The organism is Micromonospora sp. SL1-18, assembly GCF_047921505.1.
Lineage (GTDB): Bacteria > Actinomycetota > Actinomycetes > Mycobacteriales > Micromonosporaceae > Micromonospora.
Window position 1 is genome coordinate 16,506 of sequence record NZ_JBLROA010000069.1, and the last position, 15,989, is coordinate 32,494.

Annotated in this window: 14 protein-coding genes and 1 pseudogene; 11 read left to right on the top strand and 4 right to left on the bottom strand. The window is 73.4% G+C overall.

The features are described 5' to 3' along the window. Positions 1–37: 37 nt before the first annotated feature. Positions 38–1,465, bottom strand: coding sequence for an alkaline phosphatase PhoX (locus tag ACNAW0_RS25225; RefSeq protein WP_416290487.1), 1,428 nt, complete (start codon positions 1,463–1,465; stop codon positions 38–40). A gap of 190 nt (positions 1,466–1,655) precedes the next feature. Between ACNAW0_RS25225 and ACNAW0_RS25230 the strand changes: the two genes are divergently transcribed. The 4 genes from ACNAW0_RS25230 to ACNAW0_RS25245 all read left to right on the top strand — a co-directional run bounded on the left by ACNAW0_RS25230 (position 1,656) and on the right by ACNAW0_RS25245 (position 5,854). Continuing rightward, positions 1,656–4,178, top strand: a complete 2,523-nt coding sequence (locus tag ACNAW0_RS25230; protein WP_416290488.1) for an FtsK/SpoIIIE domain-containing protein — start codon at positions 1,656–1,658, stop codon at positions 4,176–4,178. After that, entirely contained in the window at positions 4,175–4,951 is a 777-nt protein-coding gene (locus ACNAW0_RS25235) for a hypothetical protein (RefSeq protein WP_416290489.1), read from the top strand. The genes ACNAW0_RS25230 and ACNAW0_RS25235 overlap by 4 nt, the downstream gene beginning before the upstream one ends. A 189-nt stretch (positions 4,952–5,140) precedes the next feature. Continuing rightward, the gene (locus ACNAW0_RS25240; protein ID WP_416290490.1) at positions 5,141–5,404 is read left to right on the top strand and encodes a DUF6244 family protein; all 264 of its coding nucleotides are present in this window, start codon (positions 5,141–5,143) and stop codon (positions 5,402–5,404) included. 6 nt (positions 5,405–5,410) lie between these two features. Continuing rightward, the gene (locus tag ACNAW0_RS25245; RefSeq protein WP_416290491.1) at positions 5,411–5,854 is read left to right on the top strand and encodes a hypothetical protein; all 444 of its coding nucleotides are present in this window, start codon (positions 5,411–5,413) and stop codon (positions 5,852–5,854) included. 71 nt (positions 5,855–5,925) lie between these two features. Here the strand turns inward: ACNAW0_RS25245 and ACNAW0_RS25250 are convergent, their stop codons facing one another. After that, positions 5,926–7,275: a pentapeptide repeat-containing protein gene (locus ACNAW0_RS25250; RefSeq protein ID WP_416290492.1), complete on the bottom strand. Its 1,350-nt coding sequence runs from the start codon at positions 7,273–7,275 to the stop codon at positions 5,926–5,928. Here ACNAW0_RS25250 and ACNAW0_RS25255 point away from each other — a divergent pair. The 6 genes from ACNAW0_RS25255 to ACNAW0_RS25280 all read left to right on the top strand — a co-directional run bounded on the left by ACNAW0_RS25255 (position 7,268) and on the right by ACNAW0_RS25280 (position 12,886). Further along, entirely contained in the window at positions 7,268–7,798 is a 531-nt protein-coding gene (locus tag ACNAW0_RS25255) for a hypothetical protein (protein ID WP_416290493.1), read from the top strand. The genes ACNAW0_RS25250 and ACNAW0_RS25255 overlap by 8 nt on opposite strands. Continuing rightward, the gene (locus tag ACNAW0_RS25260; RefSeq protein WP_416290494.1) at positions 7,798–8,379 is read left to right on the top strand and encodes a carboxymuconolactone decarboxylase family protein; all 582 of its coding nucleotides are present in this window, start codon (positions 7,798–7,800) and stop codon (positions 8,377–8,379) included. The genes ACNAW0_RS25255 and ACNAW0_RS25260 overlap by 1 nt, the downstream gene beginning before the upstream one ends. A 470-nt stretch (positions 8,380–8,849) precedes the next feature. Then, entirely contained in the window at positions 8,850–10,298 is a 1,449-nt protein-coding gene (gene pyk / locus ACNAW0_RS25265; RefSeq protein ID WP_416290495.1) for a pyruvate kinase, read from the top strand. Positions 10,299–10,379: 81 nt separating this feature from the next. Continuing rightward, a complete protein-coding gene (locus tag ACNAW0_RS25270) occupies positions 10,380–11,261 on the top strand; it encodes an acyl-CoA thioesterase (protein ID WP_416290496.1) in 882 nt (293 codons plus the stop codon). Between the two features lie 57 nt (positions 11,262–11,318). Further along, positions 11,319–11,798 (top strand): RrF2 family transcriptional regulator, encoded by a 480-nt coding sequence (locus ACNAW0_RS25275; RefSeq protein ID WP_416290497.1) that lies wholly within the window; start codon positions 11,319–11,321, stop codon positions 11,796–11,798. Positions 11,799–11,953: 155 nt separating this feature from the next. Next, on the top strand, positions 11,954–12,886 hold the full coding sequence (locus ACNAW0_RS25280; RefSeq protein WP_416290498.1) for a sulfite exporter TauE/SafE family protein: 933 nt from the start codon (positions 11,954–11,956) through the stop codon (positions 12,884–12,886). A gap of 74 nt (positions 12,887–12,960) precedes the next feature. On the opposite strand, the gene ACNAW0_RS25285 is transcribed toward ACNAW0_RS25280, so the two are convergent. Continuing rightward, positions 12,961–14,394: a pyridoxal-dependent decarboxylase gene (locus ACNAW0_RS25285; protein ID WP_416290500.1), complete on the bottom strand. Its 1,434-nt coding sequence runs from the start codon at positions 14,392–14,394 to the stop codon at positions 12,961–12,963. A 220-nt stretch (positions 14,395–14,614) separates the two neighbouring features. Between ACNAW0_RS25285 and ACNAW0_RS25290 the strand changes: the two are divergent. After that, positions 14,615–14,851: pseudogene (locus ACNAW0_RS25290) on the top strand (rhamnogalacturonan lyase); the annotation flags it as partial. 243 nt (positions 14,852–15,094) lie between these two features. On the opposite strand, the gene ACNAW0_RS25295 reads toward ACNAW0_RS25290, so the two are convergent. Next, the coding region (locus tag ACNAW0_RS25295; protein ID WP_416290501.1) for an LLM class flavin-dependent oxidoreductase at positions 15,095–15,989 on the bottom strand (895 nt) is incomplete at its 5' end.

Consider the following 15,989-nt stretch of genomic DNA (forward strand, 5'->3'; position numbering starts at 1 on the left):
GCGGTCCGCGCGGCGTGGCCCCGGCCGTCGGACGCGCTCAGGAGTTGTCGGCCGCCGGGTCGGCGTTGCTCGGCCGGCCCCACGGGCCGGTGATCGCGAAGACGTAGCCGGGGGACTGGATGCAGGCGAAGAGGATCTGCCCGTCCGCACTGAACGTCGGCCCGGTGAACTCGCTTTCGTTGAGCTCGTTGCGGGCCAGCGGGTACGCCTTGCCCTGCTCGGTCACCCCGACCAGGTGCGACACGCCCTCGCCGTCCTCGGCCAGGATCACCCCGCCGTACGGCGACACGGTGATGTTGTCCGGCCCGTCGAAGTTGCCCTTGTCGGCGTCCGGGTCGGTGTTCACCCCGAAGATCGTCTTCAGTGTGACGGTCTCGGTCCGGGGGTCGTAGAACCAGACCTGGCCGTCGTGCTCGTTGGTGCTGCCGTCCGAGTGCCGGGCGAAGCTGGCCACGAAGTAGGCGCCGCCGTCGGCCCACCAGGCGCCCTCCAGCTTGCGGCTGCGGGTCACCTGCTCGTCGGTGAACTGCTTGCGCACTGAGACGGTCCTCGCGTCCCGGTCCGGCACGTCGACCCACTGCACCTTGTACCGGGTGCCGGGCGTGGTCGCCTCGGACAGGTCGGCAATGTGGTTGTCGCCCCGGTAACAGCTCATCGCCTGGAGGCTGCCGGCGGTGTCGCCGTCCGGCCGCTGCGCCAGCGCGCGCAGCGCCCCCTTTCCGCCGCGGAAGCCGGCCGGCGGCGTCCACCGGAAGTAGAGCCCGTTCGGCCCGCCGGCGTCCTCGGTCAGGTAGATCGCGTGGGTGTACGGGTCCACCGCCACCGCCTCGTGCGCGTACCGGCCGAGGAACTTCAGCGGCACCGGGTTCTGGTTGGCGGACCGGTCGTGCGGGTCGACCTCAAAGGTGTACCCGTGGTCGTAGAGGTACTTTCCGCCCTTGCGCTGCTCGGTCTCCTCGCAGGTCAGCCAGGTGCCCCACGGGGTGATGCCGCCGGCGCAGTTGTTGTGCGTGCCGGCCACGCTGACGTACTCGCGCAGCCGCCGGCCCTGCGCGTCCACCTCGATGGTGGTGGTGCCGCCCCGGGCGCCGGGGTCGTAGGTGAGGCCGGCGAGCGCGGGCACCGGGAAGGGCTCGCTGCCGCCGATCTCGTGGTTGTTCACCAGCACCGAGCCCTCGCGGCCGAGGAAGCAGCCGGTGCCGTCGGCGTCGCTCGGCGTCGGCTGCCCGGACTCCAGCAGGGTTACGCCGGCCTGCGCCACGATCGTGTACGAGAAGCCGGGCGGCAGGGCCAGCAGGCCGGCCGGGTCCGGAACGAGTTCGCCGTAGCCGACCGCCGGACGAGCGGCGGCGCGCGCCGCCGCGGGTCCTGCGATCACGTCCAGGTTGCCGGCCACCACGATGCCGAGGGCGCCGGCGGCACTGCCGCGCAGCATGGACCGGCGGGAAATGGGAGAGGAGGTCACGTCGTCGCCTTCCTGTTCACGATGGTTCCGTCAGCAGGCAAACGGCGGCCGGGGGACGCCGCCGGCGCGGCCGGGGTCCGCTAGGTGAACAGTAGACAAATCCTGAACGCGCGTCACGTACTGTGCCGGGTCGACGTGGGTCCGTTAGGGTTCCCTTGATCGCAGACCGGGCGGCGTCGGAGGGCGGACGGTGGGCAGGCTCGCGACCGTGTACGGGCAGGCGGTCGCCTGCCACCGCCAGGCGGTACGCCGGTGGGAGGCCGCGCGGCGGGCGCTGACCGCCGCCGGGCCGGTGGCCCCCGGCAGCCCCGAACTGGTCGCCCGGCTGACCCGGCTCGGCGCCGAGCTGGCCACCCCCGCGCCGGGCACCGCCCGGCCCGCCACCACCCCCGTACCGGTGCGCATCGGCGCGGCGACCACCGTGGACGGTGGCTTCCCGGTGCTGGTGCCGCTGGCCGGTGGCACCCACCTCGCGGTGGACGTCGACGCCCGCGACCCCCGGGTCGGCGAACTGCTGCGGGCCGTGGTGGTGCGGCTGCTCGCCGCCGCGCCGGCCGGCACGGTCCGGGTCGTCGGCATCGACCCGGCCGCGTTCGGCGCCGCGTTCCTGCCACTGCGCCCGCTGCACGACGCCGGGGTGCTCGCCCCGGCCGCCACCACCGCCGCCGAGATCACCGCGCTGCTCGACGAGGCGGAACGGCACGCCCGGGACGCGCAGCGGACCGCCCGGGGCGACGAGCAGCTGCTGCTGCTCGTCGTCGCATCCACCCCGCCGCCCCGGGAGCTGGCCCGGCTGGCCGCGCTCACCCACGCAGGCCCCGCCGCCGCGGTCTGCGTCCTGCTCGCCGGCTACCCGGCCGCCGGTCCGGGCGATGCGCCACCGCTGCTCGGGGCCGCCACCCAGCTCCGGCTGACCGATCGGTACGCGCTGGTCGGCGACCCGCCCGGGCAGCCGTTCAGCGCCGACGGCACCGGCCTGGCCGCCCCGGTCGTGCTCGACGGTGACCCGTCGCACGCCACCGTCAGCGGGCTGGCCAGGCAGCTCGGCGCGGCCACCCGCCGGGCCGCGGCGGTCACCTTCACCGACCTGCTCCCCACCGGGCGCTGGGCCGAGCCCTCTGGGGACGGCCTACGGACCGTGCTGGGCCGGTCCGGCCGCGAGCTGGTCACGCTCGCCTTCGACGACGCCACCCCGCACTGGCTGGTCGGCGGGCGGACCGGCGCCGGCAAGACGGTGTTCCTGCTCGATCTGCTCTACGGGCTGGCCGCCCGCTACTCCCCGGCCGAGCTCCAGCTCTACCTGCTCGACTTCAAGGAGGGGGTGAGTTTCACCGAGTTCGTCCCCACCGAGCGCGACCCGTCCTGGCTGCCGCACGCCCGCGCGGTCGGCATCGAGTCCGACCGCGAGTACGGCGTCGCCGTGCTGCGCGAGCTGCGGACCGAGCTGACCCGCCGGGCCGCTCTGCTCAAGAAGCACGGCGTCACCAAACTCGCCGACCTGCCGCCGAACGCCCGGCCACCCCGGATCGTCACCGTGGTCGACGAGTTCCACGTCCTCTTCGCCGGCAACGACACCCTCGCCCGGCAGGCCGTCGACCTGCTCGAGGAGCTGGCCCGCAAGGGCCGCTCGTACGGCCTGCACCTGGTGCTGTCCAGCCAGAGCACCACCGGCATCGAGGCCCTCTACGGCCGGGCCGAGACCATCTTCGGCCAGTTCCCGATGCGGGTGGCGCTGCCCGGCGGGGGCGGCGTGCTCGACCCGGTCAACGACGTCGCGAAGGCGCTGCCGGTGGGGACCGCCGTGGTCAACACCGCTGGCGGCGCGGCCGGCGCGAACGTCGAGGTCCGCTTCCCGGACGCGTACACGGCCCGCGCCGACCTGGCCGCGCTGCGGCACGAGCTGTTCCAGGCCCGGCCGGCGGGCTCGCCGCCACCCACCGTCTTCCGGGGGTACGAGACGCCCCGGCTGGCCGACGATCCCACCTGGGCCGGGCTGCGGCCTGGCGCAGACCCACCGCTCGCTCTGCTCGGCCGTACCGTCGACGTGAGCGGCAGCAGCGCGTCGGTCCGTTTCGATCCCGTCCCCGGCCGGCACCTGGCGGTGGTCGGCACCGCCGCCACCGGAGTGGACGTGCTCCGGTCGGCCGCCCTCAGCCTGGCCCGGCAACACGCCCCCGGCACGGCCCGCTTCCTGCTCGCCCCCCTGGCGCCCGGCACCACCGACGGCGCCGACGACCTGGCGATGAGCCTGGCCGCCGCCGGCCACCCGGTACGCCGGCTCGACACCCCGGCCCTGCGCGCCCAGCTCGCCGAGCTGGGCACCGGCCCCGCACCACACGACGGCCGGACCTACCTCGTGGTGTTCGGGGCGGACGCCGCCTCGGGCGCGCTCGCCGCCGCCGACCCGGACACCTTCCGCTCCGGACACGACGACCTGCGGGCGGTGCTGCGGCAGGGGCCGGCGCACGGGGTGCACCTGCTCGGCTGGTGGCGGGGCCTGCGCCGGCTCGGCGAGGACCTCGGCGGTACGCAGAACCGCGACGACGTGGCCTGCCTGGTCGCGCTGAACGTGCCCGGCGCCGACCTCGGCCTGCACCTCGGCGTGCATGACCTCGACTACACGCCGCGCGACGGGCGGGCCCTGCTGGTGGACCGGCACGACCAGCGGACCAGCCTGATCGTGCCCTTCGTCGGCGACGGGGACGAATCGTGACCGGCTTCGAGGAGTACGCCGCCCTGGTGCGGGAGCTCTCCGCCCGGCAGCGCGGCGGGGAACAGGCCGTCGCCGCCGAGGCGGAACGCCGTCGCGGCCTGCACGCCGCCGTCGACCAGCTCGGCCAGCGGCTCGCCGCCCAGGGGCAGCGCCTCGACCAGCTCGGCCGCGCCGTCGGCGGCCCCACCTCGGCGGCGATCCCGGAAGGTGCGCCGACCGTGCCGGCCCTGGCCTCCCCGGGTGCGGCACCGCTACCCCATACCGGGGCGGGGGTGACCGGCGGCGCAGCCGCCCCTCCGGGGCGGCCAGGGGTCGAGGCGTATCGGGAAGGGACGGTGCCCGCGTCGCGGGCGGGGGAGGCGGACCCGGCGGCGGCGCTGGCCGCGGCCGGGCAGCTCGCCGACGAGGCCGACCGGTACGGGCAGCAGGCCGAGGCGATCGCGCACCGGCCGGCGTTGCTGCCCACCTGGTCGCCGCCGGTCCGGGCCAGCGCGGTCTACGCGGCCTGCGCGCTGGTCGGTTCGCTGCTCATGCTGGTCGCGGCGCTGTCCCCGGCGAACCAGGCGATCGGCCTCGGCGCGGTGCTCGCGGTGGCCTGTACCGGGATTCCGCTCCTGTCGTTCCTCGCCGGTCACCTGATCCTGGGCCGCTGGGGCCGACCGGTGATCGGCGGCCCTCCGCCGTCGCGCTACATCCCGCTCGGCTTCGTCATCTGCGCGTTGCTGTCCCCATCGCTCTACTGTGTCGTCCTGGTGGCCGCCCGCCTCGGTTGACCTGCCGGATTTCGCAGGTCCGGGCCCGCTGTCGGTCGTTCCCGCTCCAGGCCGGTGACCGCGCGGGCGCTAAGGGCCGGTTTCCGTGATCACGCGGTCGCGGGGCGTGCCGTGGTCTCGTAAGCTCCGGTGTGGCCGGTGCGGTGTGATGGTCCGGCCGAGCGAGATGGGCGACTTCGGGGAGGGTGTGTGAGCGCGGCGCAGATCATCGCGAAACTGGCGGCGGCAGCACAGAAGCTGGACGAGGCGAAGGCCAAGACGGCCGCCGCGGCGCAGGACGCCGCCGAGGCGCGGGCGCTGGTGACCGGCGCGCTGGAGGGAGTGGCGGCCGGCCCGTTGATCGGCATGATCGACGCCTACCGGCAGGCGCTGGCTCAGGCCGCCCAGGGCGGTGATCCGGCCAAGCAGCACGTCCAGGAGACGATCGCCAAGGTCCAGGCGTTGGGAAACTGAGCACCGATGAGCGACATCGAGGAGCCCGGCGGCCACGACGGCGGCGAACTGGACGGTTTTCGCATCGGCCACGTGCCGCACGGCGTCGGCGCGGAGGTGTCGGACTTCGCCACCGAGTGGGAGGATGTCACCTCCGCCACACGGGTTTGGGAGCGACAGGTCGACGAGGGCTACCGCGTCGACCTGCGGGTGCATGTGCTGCGGGGTGACCGGCTGGTCGACCTCGCCGCGCTCCACGACTTCCTCGCCGAGTACCACGAGCGCGACCCCGCCGGGGTGGAGCTGGCCGAGTTCGCGCACCCCGACGGCCCCGGCCTGATCGGCGAGGATGAGGCGTTCTGGCTGGTCGAGCCGGGCGTCGCGGTCGACGTCCTCGTCGACCCGGAGCACCACGACCCCTCGGCACTTCGGGCCACGGCCGAGGCGGTGACCCGAACAGCGACGGCGTGATCCGCGGGCGGAGCGCCGGGGCGTACCCGCAGGGGTCGTGCTGATGCTGGGCGCGGCACTCACGGTGACGGTCAGGAGTCGGTGAGGACCAGCCACTCGGCGTCGAGCCGCCCGACGGTCAGACCTTCCGGCCACACGTGCGGGGCGGACGCGGCCGCGCGGGCCTGGTCGACCAGCGGCCGGCGGGCCAGCGTGGTGCCGTCGAAGCTGGCCGGGCCGCGGAAGACGGCGCGGCCGAAGTTGGCCGCGCCCTCGAAGCGGGCGCCCTCGAACAAGGTCTCCCCGCCGAACTCCGTCCAGCGGAACAGCGCCATGTCCGCGAACCGCGCCCGGCGGAAACCCGCGTACCCCTCGAAGGTGGCGTGTTCCACGGAGAGCCCGCTCAGGAACGCCGCCTCCCGGAAGGTGGCGCTGCCGGCGAAGCGGGCCCGGTCGAAGCTGCTCGTCCGCCGCAGTGTGGCACCGTGGAACGAGACCTGCGCGAAGCTCGTCCCGTGGCAGGACAGCTCGCCACCGAGGTCGGCCCCGTCGAAACTCGCCCGGCCGGTGAACCGGGCGTCGTCCAGCACGATCTCCGCGTCGCCGGTCAGGTTGTCGAACACGGCGTCCTCGAACTGGGCCGTCAGCCGCATCCGTCCGCGTACCACCGCGCCGGCGAAGCTGGTGGTGCCGGTGCAGACCGCGTCGGTGAGGTCGAGGTCCACCAGGGTGCAGCCGCCGGCGTCGAAGTCGTCCAGCCGGGCGCCGCTCAGGTCCAGGCCGACCCCGGGCCACCAGTCGTCGCGGTCGGCGCGCAGGTGCCGGGTGAGCATCCGCTGCGCGGTGCGGCGTACCTCCGTCTCACGGGGATCGTCCGGCGCCGGCATCCGCAGGTACGCGCAGAGCACCGCCACGATCGTCGACCGCTGCCCCGGGTTGTCCTGACCGAGCCGTTCCAGGGCGTGCAGGCCGCCGAGGCGTACCGCGGGGTTGTCGCTGCCGACCAGCTCCATGGCCCGGACGTACAGCTCGGTGAGCCGTCGTTCGGCCGCGTCGTGCTCGGCGGACGCCGCCTGCCGATCCTGGTGCCGCTGCCCGGTCTCGGCGACCGCCTCGGCGTGCGCCTGCACCCGGTCCCGGTGTGCCTGGTCGTGGGCGGCGACGGCCTCCTGGTGGCGCTGCGCCCGCTCGTTGATCCATTGCCGACGGGCGGCGACCAGAAACGCCAGCCCGCCGCCGGTGCCGGCGACCACGGTGAGGGCGGTCCGGATGGCGTCGACGCGTAGTGTCGCCCGGGTGTCCGGCTGGACGGCTCGGTCGGCCTCGGCGAGCAGCCAGTCCAGCACCAGCCAGCCGAGCAGGACGGCGATCAGCAACCCGACCAGCGCGAGCCACCACGGCATCAACCGGAGCGGCTTCTCCCGAGGGGATGGGGTGGGCACGGCCCACAGCATGCCATCCGCGCGCGTCACCGTGGGATCCCGGCTGTCGGCAATGGACCTCGGCCCGATTGACCAGCCGGTGCAGTCCTCGATCTATCGGGCACGGCCAGGGGCGGCGAACACGATGGCCAGGGGCGCGCCGATCGTCGTATACATGAGGCCAGACAGCCGAGATGGAGCCGAGGCGGAGGACGCCATGCCGGACGAGGACAACAAGCGAGCAGCACACCGAGCGCTGGTGGATCGCATCCTGAACGGAGCGGGCAGGGCATCCGCAGAGCAGCGAGCCCGTGCCTTCGGCAACGACGGCCTGTCCCCGCCGTTGGACACGCTGATCGGCAAGGTCGCCACGACGCCAACGCAGGTCACCGAGGCGGACTTCGCTGCGGCAAAGGCGTCGGGCTTCAGCGAGGATCAGCTGTTCGAGCTGGTGATATGCGCTGCGGTCGGCCAGTCCGCCCGGCTGTACGAAGCGGGACTGGCGGCCCTGGCCGAGGCAACCGTCAACGGAGAGGCCGGATAATGCGCCTCGACATCCTCAACCACGGCTACAGCCCCGCAACCAAGCTGCTGTTCGCGCTCATCCGGGTGTTCTCCGGGCATCCGGTACCAGATGCGGCCAAGCTGGTCTTCTACCGGCCCGATTTCTACGGCGCTCGGGCAAAGGAGTTCACCCACGAGGCGATGCGCGGGCCGTCCGCCTGGTCGGTAGGCGACCGGGAGCTGATGGCGGCCTACGTTTCCAAGGTGAACGAGTCGGCGTTCTGCATGGCCGCGCACACCGCGACCGCTCGGCGGGCCTACCAGGATGGGCCAATGGTCGCGGCGGTGCTGGCCGACCTGGAATCGGCCCCAGTGGAAGAGCCGCTGCGGGCGACGCTGCGGATGCTCGGCAAGCTGACCGCCGAAGGAAAGCTCAGCGCCGAGGACATGCGGGAAGTGCTGTCCGCCGGCGTCTCACGCGAGCAGGTCAAGGACGCGCTGGCAGTCTGCGTCGCGTTCAACACGACCGACCGGCTCAGCGATGCCTTCGACTTCGAGGTGCTGAGCCCCGAGGGCTTCGAGGCAGGAGCCAAGTATCTGCTCAAGCGGGGTTACCGATAGCGCGTCTGACAGCTCGTGCCCATGGCCGGTGACGACAGGCAGGGAGTACGACAGGACGAACGGCGCAGCTCGTCGATAACCACGCTTCGCCGGCCGGCAGTTGGGTCGAGCGACCGCGACGGCGATCCGCGTCGTGCGACGCTGAGTGGGACGGTGCATTCCGGGCTCTACCGGGTGGACGTGCTGACCTTCCTCTGCCCGGCCGGCTCGCTGGAGTTCCCGCTGGTGATGACGCGGAGCTGAGACCCGGCCGAGCGACGGGCGACGCCACCTTTCGTACGGCGCCCGCGGGGCGGCCGAGAGCACCCCGCCGGGGGATGCCGGCGAGCGGTACGATTTGCGCCGCGCGGTCGCCGATGCCCGCCACACACGATCGTCGCGCACTGTCCGCTGGGCGGGATCGTTGGACAACTGTTCCCCAGCTCGAAAGGGGTCGGCCGACCGGTCGACCTGGAGGAGAGATTAGCCTGATGGGCGTGACACGCCGCGCGAAGATCGTCTGCACCCTCGGCCCTGCCACCTCATCCCCGGAGCGTATCCGGGGCCTGGTCGAGGCGGGCATGAACATGGCGAGGCTCAACTTCAGCCACGGCAGTCACGCCGACCACGAGTCGGTCTGCCGGCTTGTCCGGGAGGCGGCGGAGGCGGCCGGGCGGCCCGTCGCGGTGCTCGCCGACCTGCAGGGCCCGAAGATCCGGCTGGGCCGGTTCGCCGACGGCCCGCACGAGTGGCGCACCGGCGACTCCGTGGTGATCACCGGGGACGACATCCTCGGCACCAAGGATCGGGTCTCCTGCACCTACCGCAAGCTGCCGCAGGAGGTGAAGCCGGGCGACCGGCTGCTGATCGACGACGGCCGGGTCGCGGTCGAGGTCAGCGACGTCACCGGCAACGACATCCGCTGCCTGGTCACCGAGGGCGGCGCGGTCTCCAACAACAAGGGCGTCTCGCTGCCGAACGTGGCGGTCAGCGTCCCGGCCCTGTCGGAGAAGGACGCCGAGGACCTGCGCTTCGCCCTCGGCCTGGGTGTCGACATGATCGCGCTGTCCTTCGTCCGCTCGCCCGAGGACATCAAGCTCGTCCACGCGATCATGGCCGAGGAGGGCGTGCTCCGCCCGGTGCTGGCCAAGGTCGAGAAGCCCGAGGCGGTCGACCACCTGGAGGCGATCGTGCTCGCCTTCGACGGTGTCATGGTCGCCCGTGGCGACCTCGGCGTCGAGTTGCCGCTGGACCAGGTGCCGCTGGTGCAGAAGCGGGCCGTGCAGCTGTGCCGGGAGAACGCCAAGCCGGTCATCGTGGCCACCCAGATGCTCGACTCCATGATCGAGAATTCGCGGCCGACCCGCGCCGAGGCGTCGGACGTGGCCAACGCGGTGCTCGACGGCGCGGACGCGGTGATGCTCTCCGGCGAGACCAGCGTCGGCAAGTACCCGGTGCTCACGGTCAGCACCATGGCCAAGATCATCCAGACCACCGAGTCCGGCTCGATCGCCGTGCCGCGCCTGCAGCACGACCCGCGTACGCACGGTGGCGCGCTCACCGTCGGCGCGTCCTCGATCGCCCGGGCCATCGGCGCCAAGGCGCTGGTCGCCTTCTCCCAGACCGGTGACACCGTCAAGCGGCTCGCCCGGCTGCACTGTGACCTGCCGCTGCTGGCGTTCACCCCGGTGCCCGAGGTGCGCAACCAGCTCGCCCTCTCCTGGGGCGTCGAGACGTTCCTGATGCCCTTCGTCGCGCACACCGACGACATGTTCCGCCAGGTCGACCAGGCGCTGCTCGGCCTCAACCGGGCCAACCCCGGCGACTACGTGGTGATCGTGGCGGGCAGCCCGCCCGGCACCCCCGGTTCCACCAACACGCTGCGCGTGCACCAGCTCGGCTCACTGGTCGACGCCGCCTCCGCGCGGGCGTTGCAGTGAGCGAGCGGAGCGAGCGAACCCCGTGAGCGCGAGGAGTGAGCCGGGTTTGCGAGCCCCGCAGTCGCGAACTGAGGTGACCCCGTGAGCGAGCCGGTGGCGACCGGCCAGGCGGCGGTCGACCAGCTCCTGGCGGTGCTGGACCTGGACCACACCGGCGAGATGACCTTCCGGGGGATGAGCCCGCCGGTCGGCCCGCAGCGGGTGTACGGCGGTCAGGTCGCCGGCCAAGCCCTGGTCGCCGCCGGCCGCACCGTCGACCCCGAGCGTTTCGTGCACTCTCTGCACGGCTACTTCGTCCGCCCCGGCGACCCGGTCGAGCCGATCGAATACCAGGTGGAGAACATCCGGGACGGCCGCTCCTTCTCGGTGCGCCGGTCGGTCGCGCTCCAGCACGACCAGCCGATCTTCTTCATGTCGGCGTCGTTCCAGCGGCAGGAGGAGGGGCTGGACCACCATGCGCCGGCCCCGCCGGAGGTACCCGGGCCGGACCAGGTCCCGACCATGGCCGACCGGCTCGCCCGCTACCCGGAGCGGCTCGGCATCTGGGGTCGGATCCCGCGCCCGATCGATGTCCGCTACGTCGGTGAGCCCGGCTGGGTACGTCCCGGCGACCGCCCCGCCGAGCCGCACCAGCGGGTCTGGATGCGCATCGACGGCCAGCTGCCCGACGATCCGCTGCTGCACGCCTGCGCCCTGGCGTACGCCTCGGACCTGACCCTGCTCGACTCGGTGCTCTCGGTGCACGGCGAGGTCTGGGGGCCCGGGGGAGTGGTGGGCGCGAGCCTGGATCATGCGCTCTGGTTCCACCGGTCCTTCCGTGCCGACGAGTGGTTCCTCTACGACTGCTGGAGCCCGTCCGCCTCCGGCGCCCGCGGGCTGGCTACCGGCCGGATGTTCACCACCGACGGCCGGCACATCGCCAGCGCCGTGCAGGAGGGGCTGCTTCGCCGGGTCGGCGCCTGATCGCCTGGGCGAGGGGCGAGGGGTCGGGCTGCTGGGCAGGGGGTTAACCTTGCCGGCATGCGTCTCTCCGCCCGGGTCGACTATGCCCTCCGCGCGGCCGCCGAGCTGGCCGCGGTGGGCGCGGTGGTCGTCGGCGCGGCGGGCGGGCGGAGCCGGCCGGTGACCGCCGAGCAGATCGCCCGTGCACAGGACATCCCGCCGAAGTTCCTGGAGAGCATCCTGCTTCAGCTGCGCCGGAGCGGGATCGTGCACGCCCAGCGTGGCCCCGAGGGCGGCTACTGGCTGGCCCGGCCCGCCGCGGAGATCTCCCTCGCCGAGGTGATCCGGGTGATCGACGGCCCGTTGGCGCACGTCCGTGGCCAGCGTCCGGAGCAGCTCGGCTACCAGGGTGCGGCCCGGGCGCTGCAGGAGGTGTGGATCGCCCTGCGGGCCAGCGAACGGGAGATCCTCGAGCTGGTCACCCTCGCCGACGTGGCCAGCGGCGCGCTGCCCGGCCGGGTCAACGAGCTCGTCGCCGACCCGAGGGCCTGGAGCTGACCGTCGGCCTCGCGCCGCCCCGGCATCCGGGGTGCGGCGACTGAGCCGCGCCCGTCCGGCGCGTCCCAGCATGTGGATGGAGGGCTTGACCGGAACCCCTCCGTGTCGCATTGTCGACCAAGTCGATAGGAGATCTCGATAAGCCGGGGGCGCTTGTGCGAAAGCTGCTGATCCTCGCCCTGGTCGGGCTCGCCGCGCAGCTGGTCGACGGCGCGCTCGGCATGGCGTACGGCCTCACCTCCTCCACCCTGCTGCTCTTCGCCGGGGTGGCGCCGGCCGCCGCGTCCGCCTCGGTGCACCTGGCGGAGATCGGCACCACGCTCGCCGCAGGGGTGTCGCACTGGCGGTTCGGCAACGTCGACTGGCGGGTGGTCACCCGGATCGCAATGCCCGGCGCGATCGGCGCGTTCGCCGGCGCCACCTTCCTCAGCTCCATCTCGACCGAGGCCGCCGCCCCGTGGATGGCCGCAATCCTGTTCACCCTCGGCGCGTACCTGCTGATCCGCTTCGCCCGGCCACTGCGCGCCAACCGGGCCGCCGGCCGCCTGCGGGGCCGCTTCCTCGCCCCCCTCGGGCTGGTGGCCGGATTCATCGACGCCACCGGCGGTGGGGGCTGGGGCCCGGTCGCCACCCCGGCGCTGCTGGTCTCCGGCCGGATGGAGCCGCGAAAGGTCATCGGCTCGGTCGACACGGCCGAGTTCCTGGTGGCCGGCGCGGCCAGCGCCGGATTCCTCATCGGACTCGGCTCCGAGGGCTTCCTGCTGTCCACCGTGGCCGCACTGCTGATCGGCGGCCTGATCGCCGCGCCGATCGCCGCCTGGCTGGTCCGCATCGTCCCCGCCCAGCTGCTCGGCGCGACCATCGGCGGGGTGATCGTGCTGACCAACGCCCGGGCGCTGCTGCGCGTCGGCGAACTGGGCGGCCCCGTCCCATCCCTGGTCTACGCGGTGCTCGGCGCCGGCTGGCTGGTCGCGCTGGCGCTGGCGGTGCGGGCGCTGCGCCGTACCCGCCAGGCCCGGGCCATCACCGAGGCCGCCCTCGCCGCCCGGGCCGCGACCGCACCGGTCGCCGGCGCGCCGCTCAGCTGATCCACTCCAGATCGCGCAAACGGCGGCCTCCGCCAGTCACCGACACCGCCACATCCCGCAAACGGGTGACCCGGTCAGGCCGCGAGCAGGTCGCCGGCCGCCGTGGCGAGCAGGTCCCACGCCTCGTCGACGTGCTGCTCGGTGGTCAGCGGGGAACCGACCGCCAGGCGCAGCGCGTACCGCCCCTCGATTCGGGTGTGGGTCAGCAGCACCCGCCCGGTGGCGTTGACCCGACGCAGCAGTTCGGCGCTCGCCTCGTCGCCGACGGTCAGCCGGAAGCAGACCAGCGAGAACGGATGCGGCGCGGCCAGCTCGAACCGGTCGTCGGCGGCGACCCGCGCGGCGAAACGGTCCGCGAGCGCCACCCCCGAGCGGATGTGCGCGCGCAACCCCTCGACGCCGTACCAGCGCAGCACGAACCAGAGCTTGAGCGCCCGGAACCGGCGACCCAGCGGCACCTGCCAGTCCCGGTAGTCGATCACCGCCCCGGACTCGGTCGCCGCGTTGCGCAGGAACTCCGGCATCACCGTCAGCGCCTCGATCAGCTCGCCCCGGTCGGCCACCCAGAACGCGTCACAATCGAAGCCGGTGAGCAGCCACTTGTGCGGATCGAAGCAGTACGAATCGGCGTACTCCACCCCGGTGTGCGACCAGCGCAGCTCCGGGCAGACCGCCGCCGCGCCCGCGTACGCGGCGTCGACGTGCAGCCAGACGCCATACTCGGCGCAGATCGCGCTGATCTCCGGCAACGGATCGACCGCGGTGGTGGACGTCGTGCCGATGGTGGCAACCACGATCGCCGGCACCACCCCGACGGCCAGGTCCGCTTCGATCGCCGCCCGCAGGGCCGCCGGCCGCATCGCCTGCGTCGCCGGGTCCACCTCGATCGCCCGTACCCCGTCGGCGCCCAGCCCGGCGATCCGGGCCGCCTTCTCGATCGAGGAATGTCCCTGCGTCGAGGTGTACGCGCGGTAGCGCCGGTCGATGCCGTCGGAGCGCCAGCGTCCCTTGCTGGCCCGGTGCAGCGCGCCCAGGGTGGCGACCAGCGTCGCCGACGAGGCGGAGTCCTGGATCACCCCGCCGCCGGGGCCGGTCGAGCGGAACCGCTCCGGCAGGTCGAGCAGGCCGGCGAGCCAGTCCAGCAGCACCGTCTCCAGCTCGGTGCAGGCCGGGCCGGTCGCCCAGAGCATCCCCTGCACCCCCAACCCGGAGCTGACCAGGTCGCCGAGCACGCTCGGCCCGGAGGTGTTGGCCGGGAAGTAGCCGAAGAAGCCCGGATGCTGCCAGTGGGTCAGCCCGGGGGCGACGATGCGGTCCAGGTCGGCCAGGACGGCCTCGACCGGCTCGCCCTGCTCGGTCGGCCCGGCGGGCAGCGCGGCGGCCACCGTGCCGGGCGGGTCCTGCGAGGTCACCGGCCGCTGACCGACCGTCTTCCAGTAGTCGGCGATCCAGTCCACCACGGCGTGCCCGGCGCGGCGGAACTCCTCCGGGTCCATGTGCTCAGCCATGCCTGGAGTCGATCAGGACCGGCCCGGCCGGAGCAAGGGGCCGCCGTGGTGGTTGTGCCGGCCGAAAGCGTCGTCCTACGATGCCCATGCGCGGAGCCGAATCATGGGCGTCGATCACTTTCGTCCACCGTCACCGTCACCGTCACCGTCAGCGCGGCGTACCTCTCCCGCCGGCCCGGGCAGGCCGGCCCCTTCGCCGCGTGCCTGACCTCCGCGAAACGACATCCTCGGCGACTGGCGGGAAGAGGTGGTCTGGCGCACCAGCGACAGCACCGCGCTGCGCATCTACAGCACACCGACGCCGACCAACCTGCGCATCCACACCCTGATGCACGACCCGCAGTACCGGGTCGCCATCGCCTGGCAGAACACCGCCTACAACCAGCCGCCGCACCCCGGGTTCCACCTCGGCGACGGCATGACCACCCCGCCCGCACCGAACATCTACCTGCGCTGAGCATCGCCGGCCGGCCCCGACCGGGGCGCTGAGCCTCGCCGGCCGGTCCCGATCGGGGCGTCGGGCGGGACCGGCCCGGACGCGTAGGCACCGGGCCGCCAGCCGCGGAACCCGCGACGGCGGCCCGGCGCGCCACACCGCGGCACTCCCGACCCGTCCCGACCGGGAATGCCGTACCACCACCGGTCACCAAACTAGAGGCGCCGCGCGACTGCGGGGTGACGGGGCTGTGAAGAGCATGTTTCAGTCGTTTCGGCGCAGACCACCGGCCACCCGCTCGGCGATCAGCTCGAACGAGCGGATCCGGTCGGCCACGTCGTACACCATCGTCGTGAGCATCAGCTCGTCCGCGCCGGTGCGCTCCAGCAGCGCGCCGAGCTGCCGGGCCACCGTCTCCGGCGAACCGGTCGCCTGCCCCTCCCGGCGCTGGGCCACGAACTCCCGCTCCAGCTCCGAGTACGGGTAGGCCGCCGCCTCCTCCGGCGTCGCCAAGGGCTCCGGCCGCCCGGAGCGCAGCTTCAGGAAGGACAGCCCGGCCGGTCCGGCCAGCCACTCCGCCCGCTCGTCGGTCTCCGCGCAGACCGCGTTCACCGCGACCATCGCGTACGGCCGCTCCAGCCACCGTGACGGGCGGAAGCTCTGCCGGTAGAGCTGCAGCGCCGGCAGCGTGTTCCGCGCGCTGAAATGGTGCGCGAACGAGAACGGCAGCCCGAGCAGCCCGGCGAGCTGGGCACTGAACCCGCTCGACCCGAGCAGCCAGACCGCCGGCGACTGGCCCCTGCTGGGGGTGGTGGTGATCGGGCCGGGCTCGGCGCCGCTGAAGTAGTTCATCAGGTCGGCCAGCTCCCGGGGAAAATGCTCGGCCGACAGCCCCTCCATGCTCCGGCGCAGCGCCAACGCGGTCACCTGGTCGGTGCCCGGCGCCCGGCCGATCCCCAGGTCGATCCGACCCGGGTGCAGCGCCTCCAAGGTGCCGAACTGCTCGGCCACCGCCAGCGGCGCATGGTTGGGCAGCATCACTCCGCCCGAGCCGAGCCGGATCGTGCTCGTCCGTGCGGCCAGATGCGCGAGCAGCACAGCCGGCGCGGACGAGGCGATCGAGGGCATGTTGTGGTGCTCGGCCCCGGTGATAGCCCAA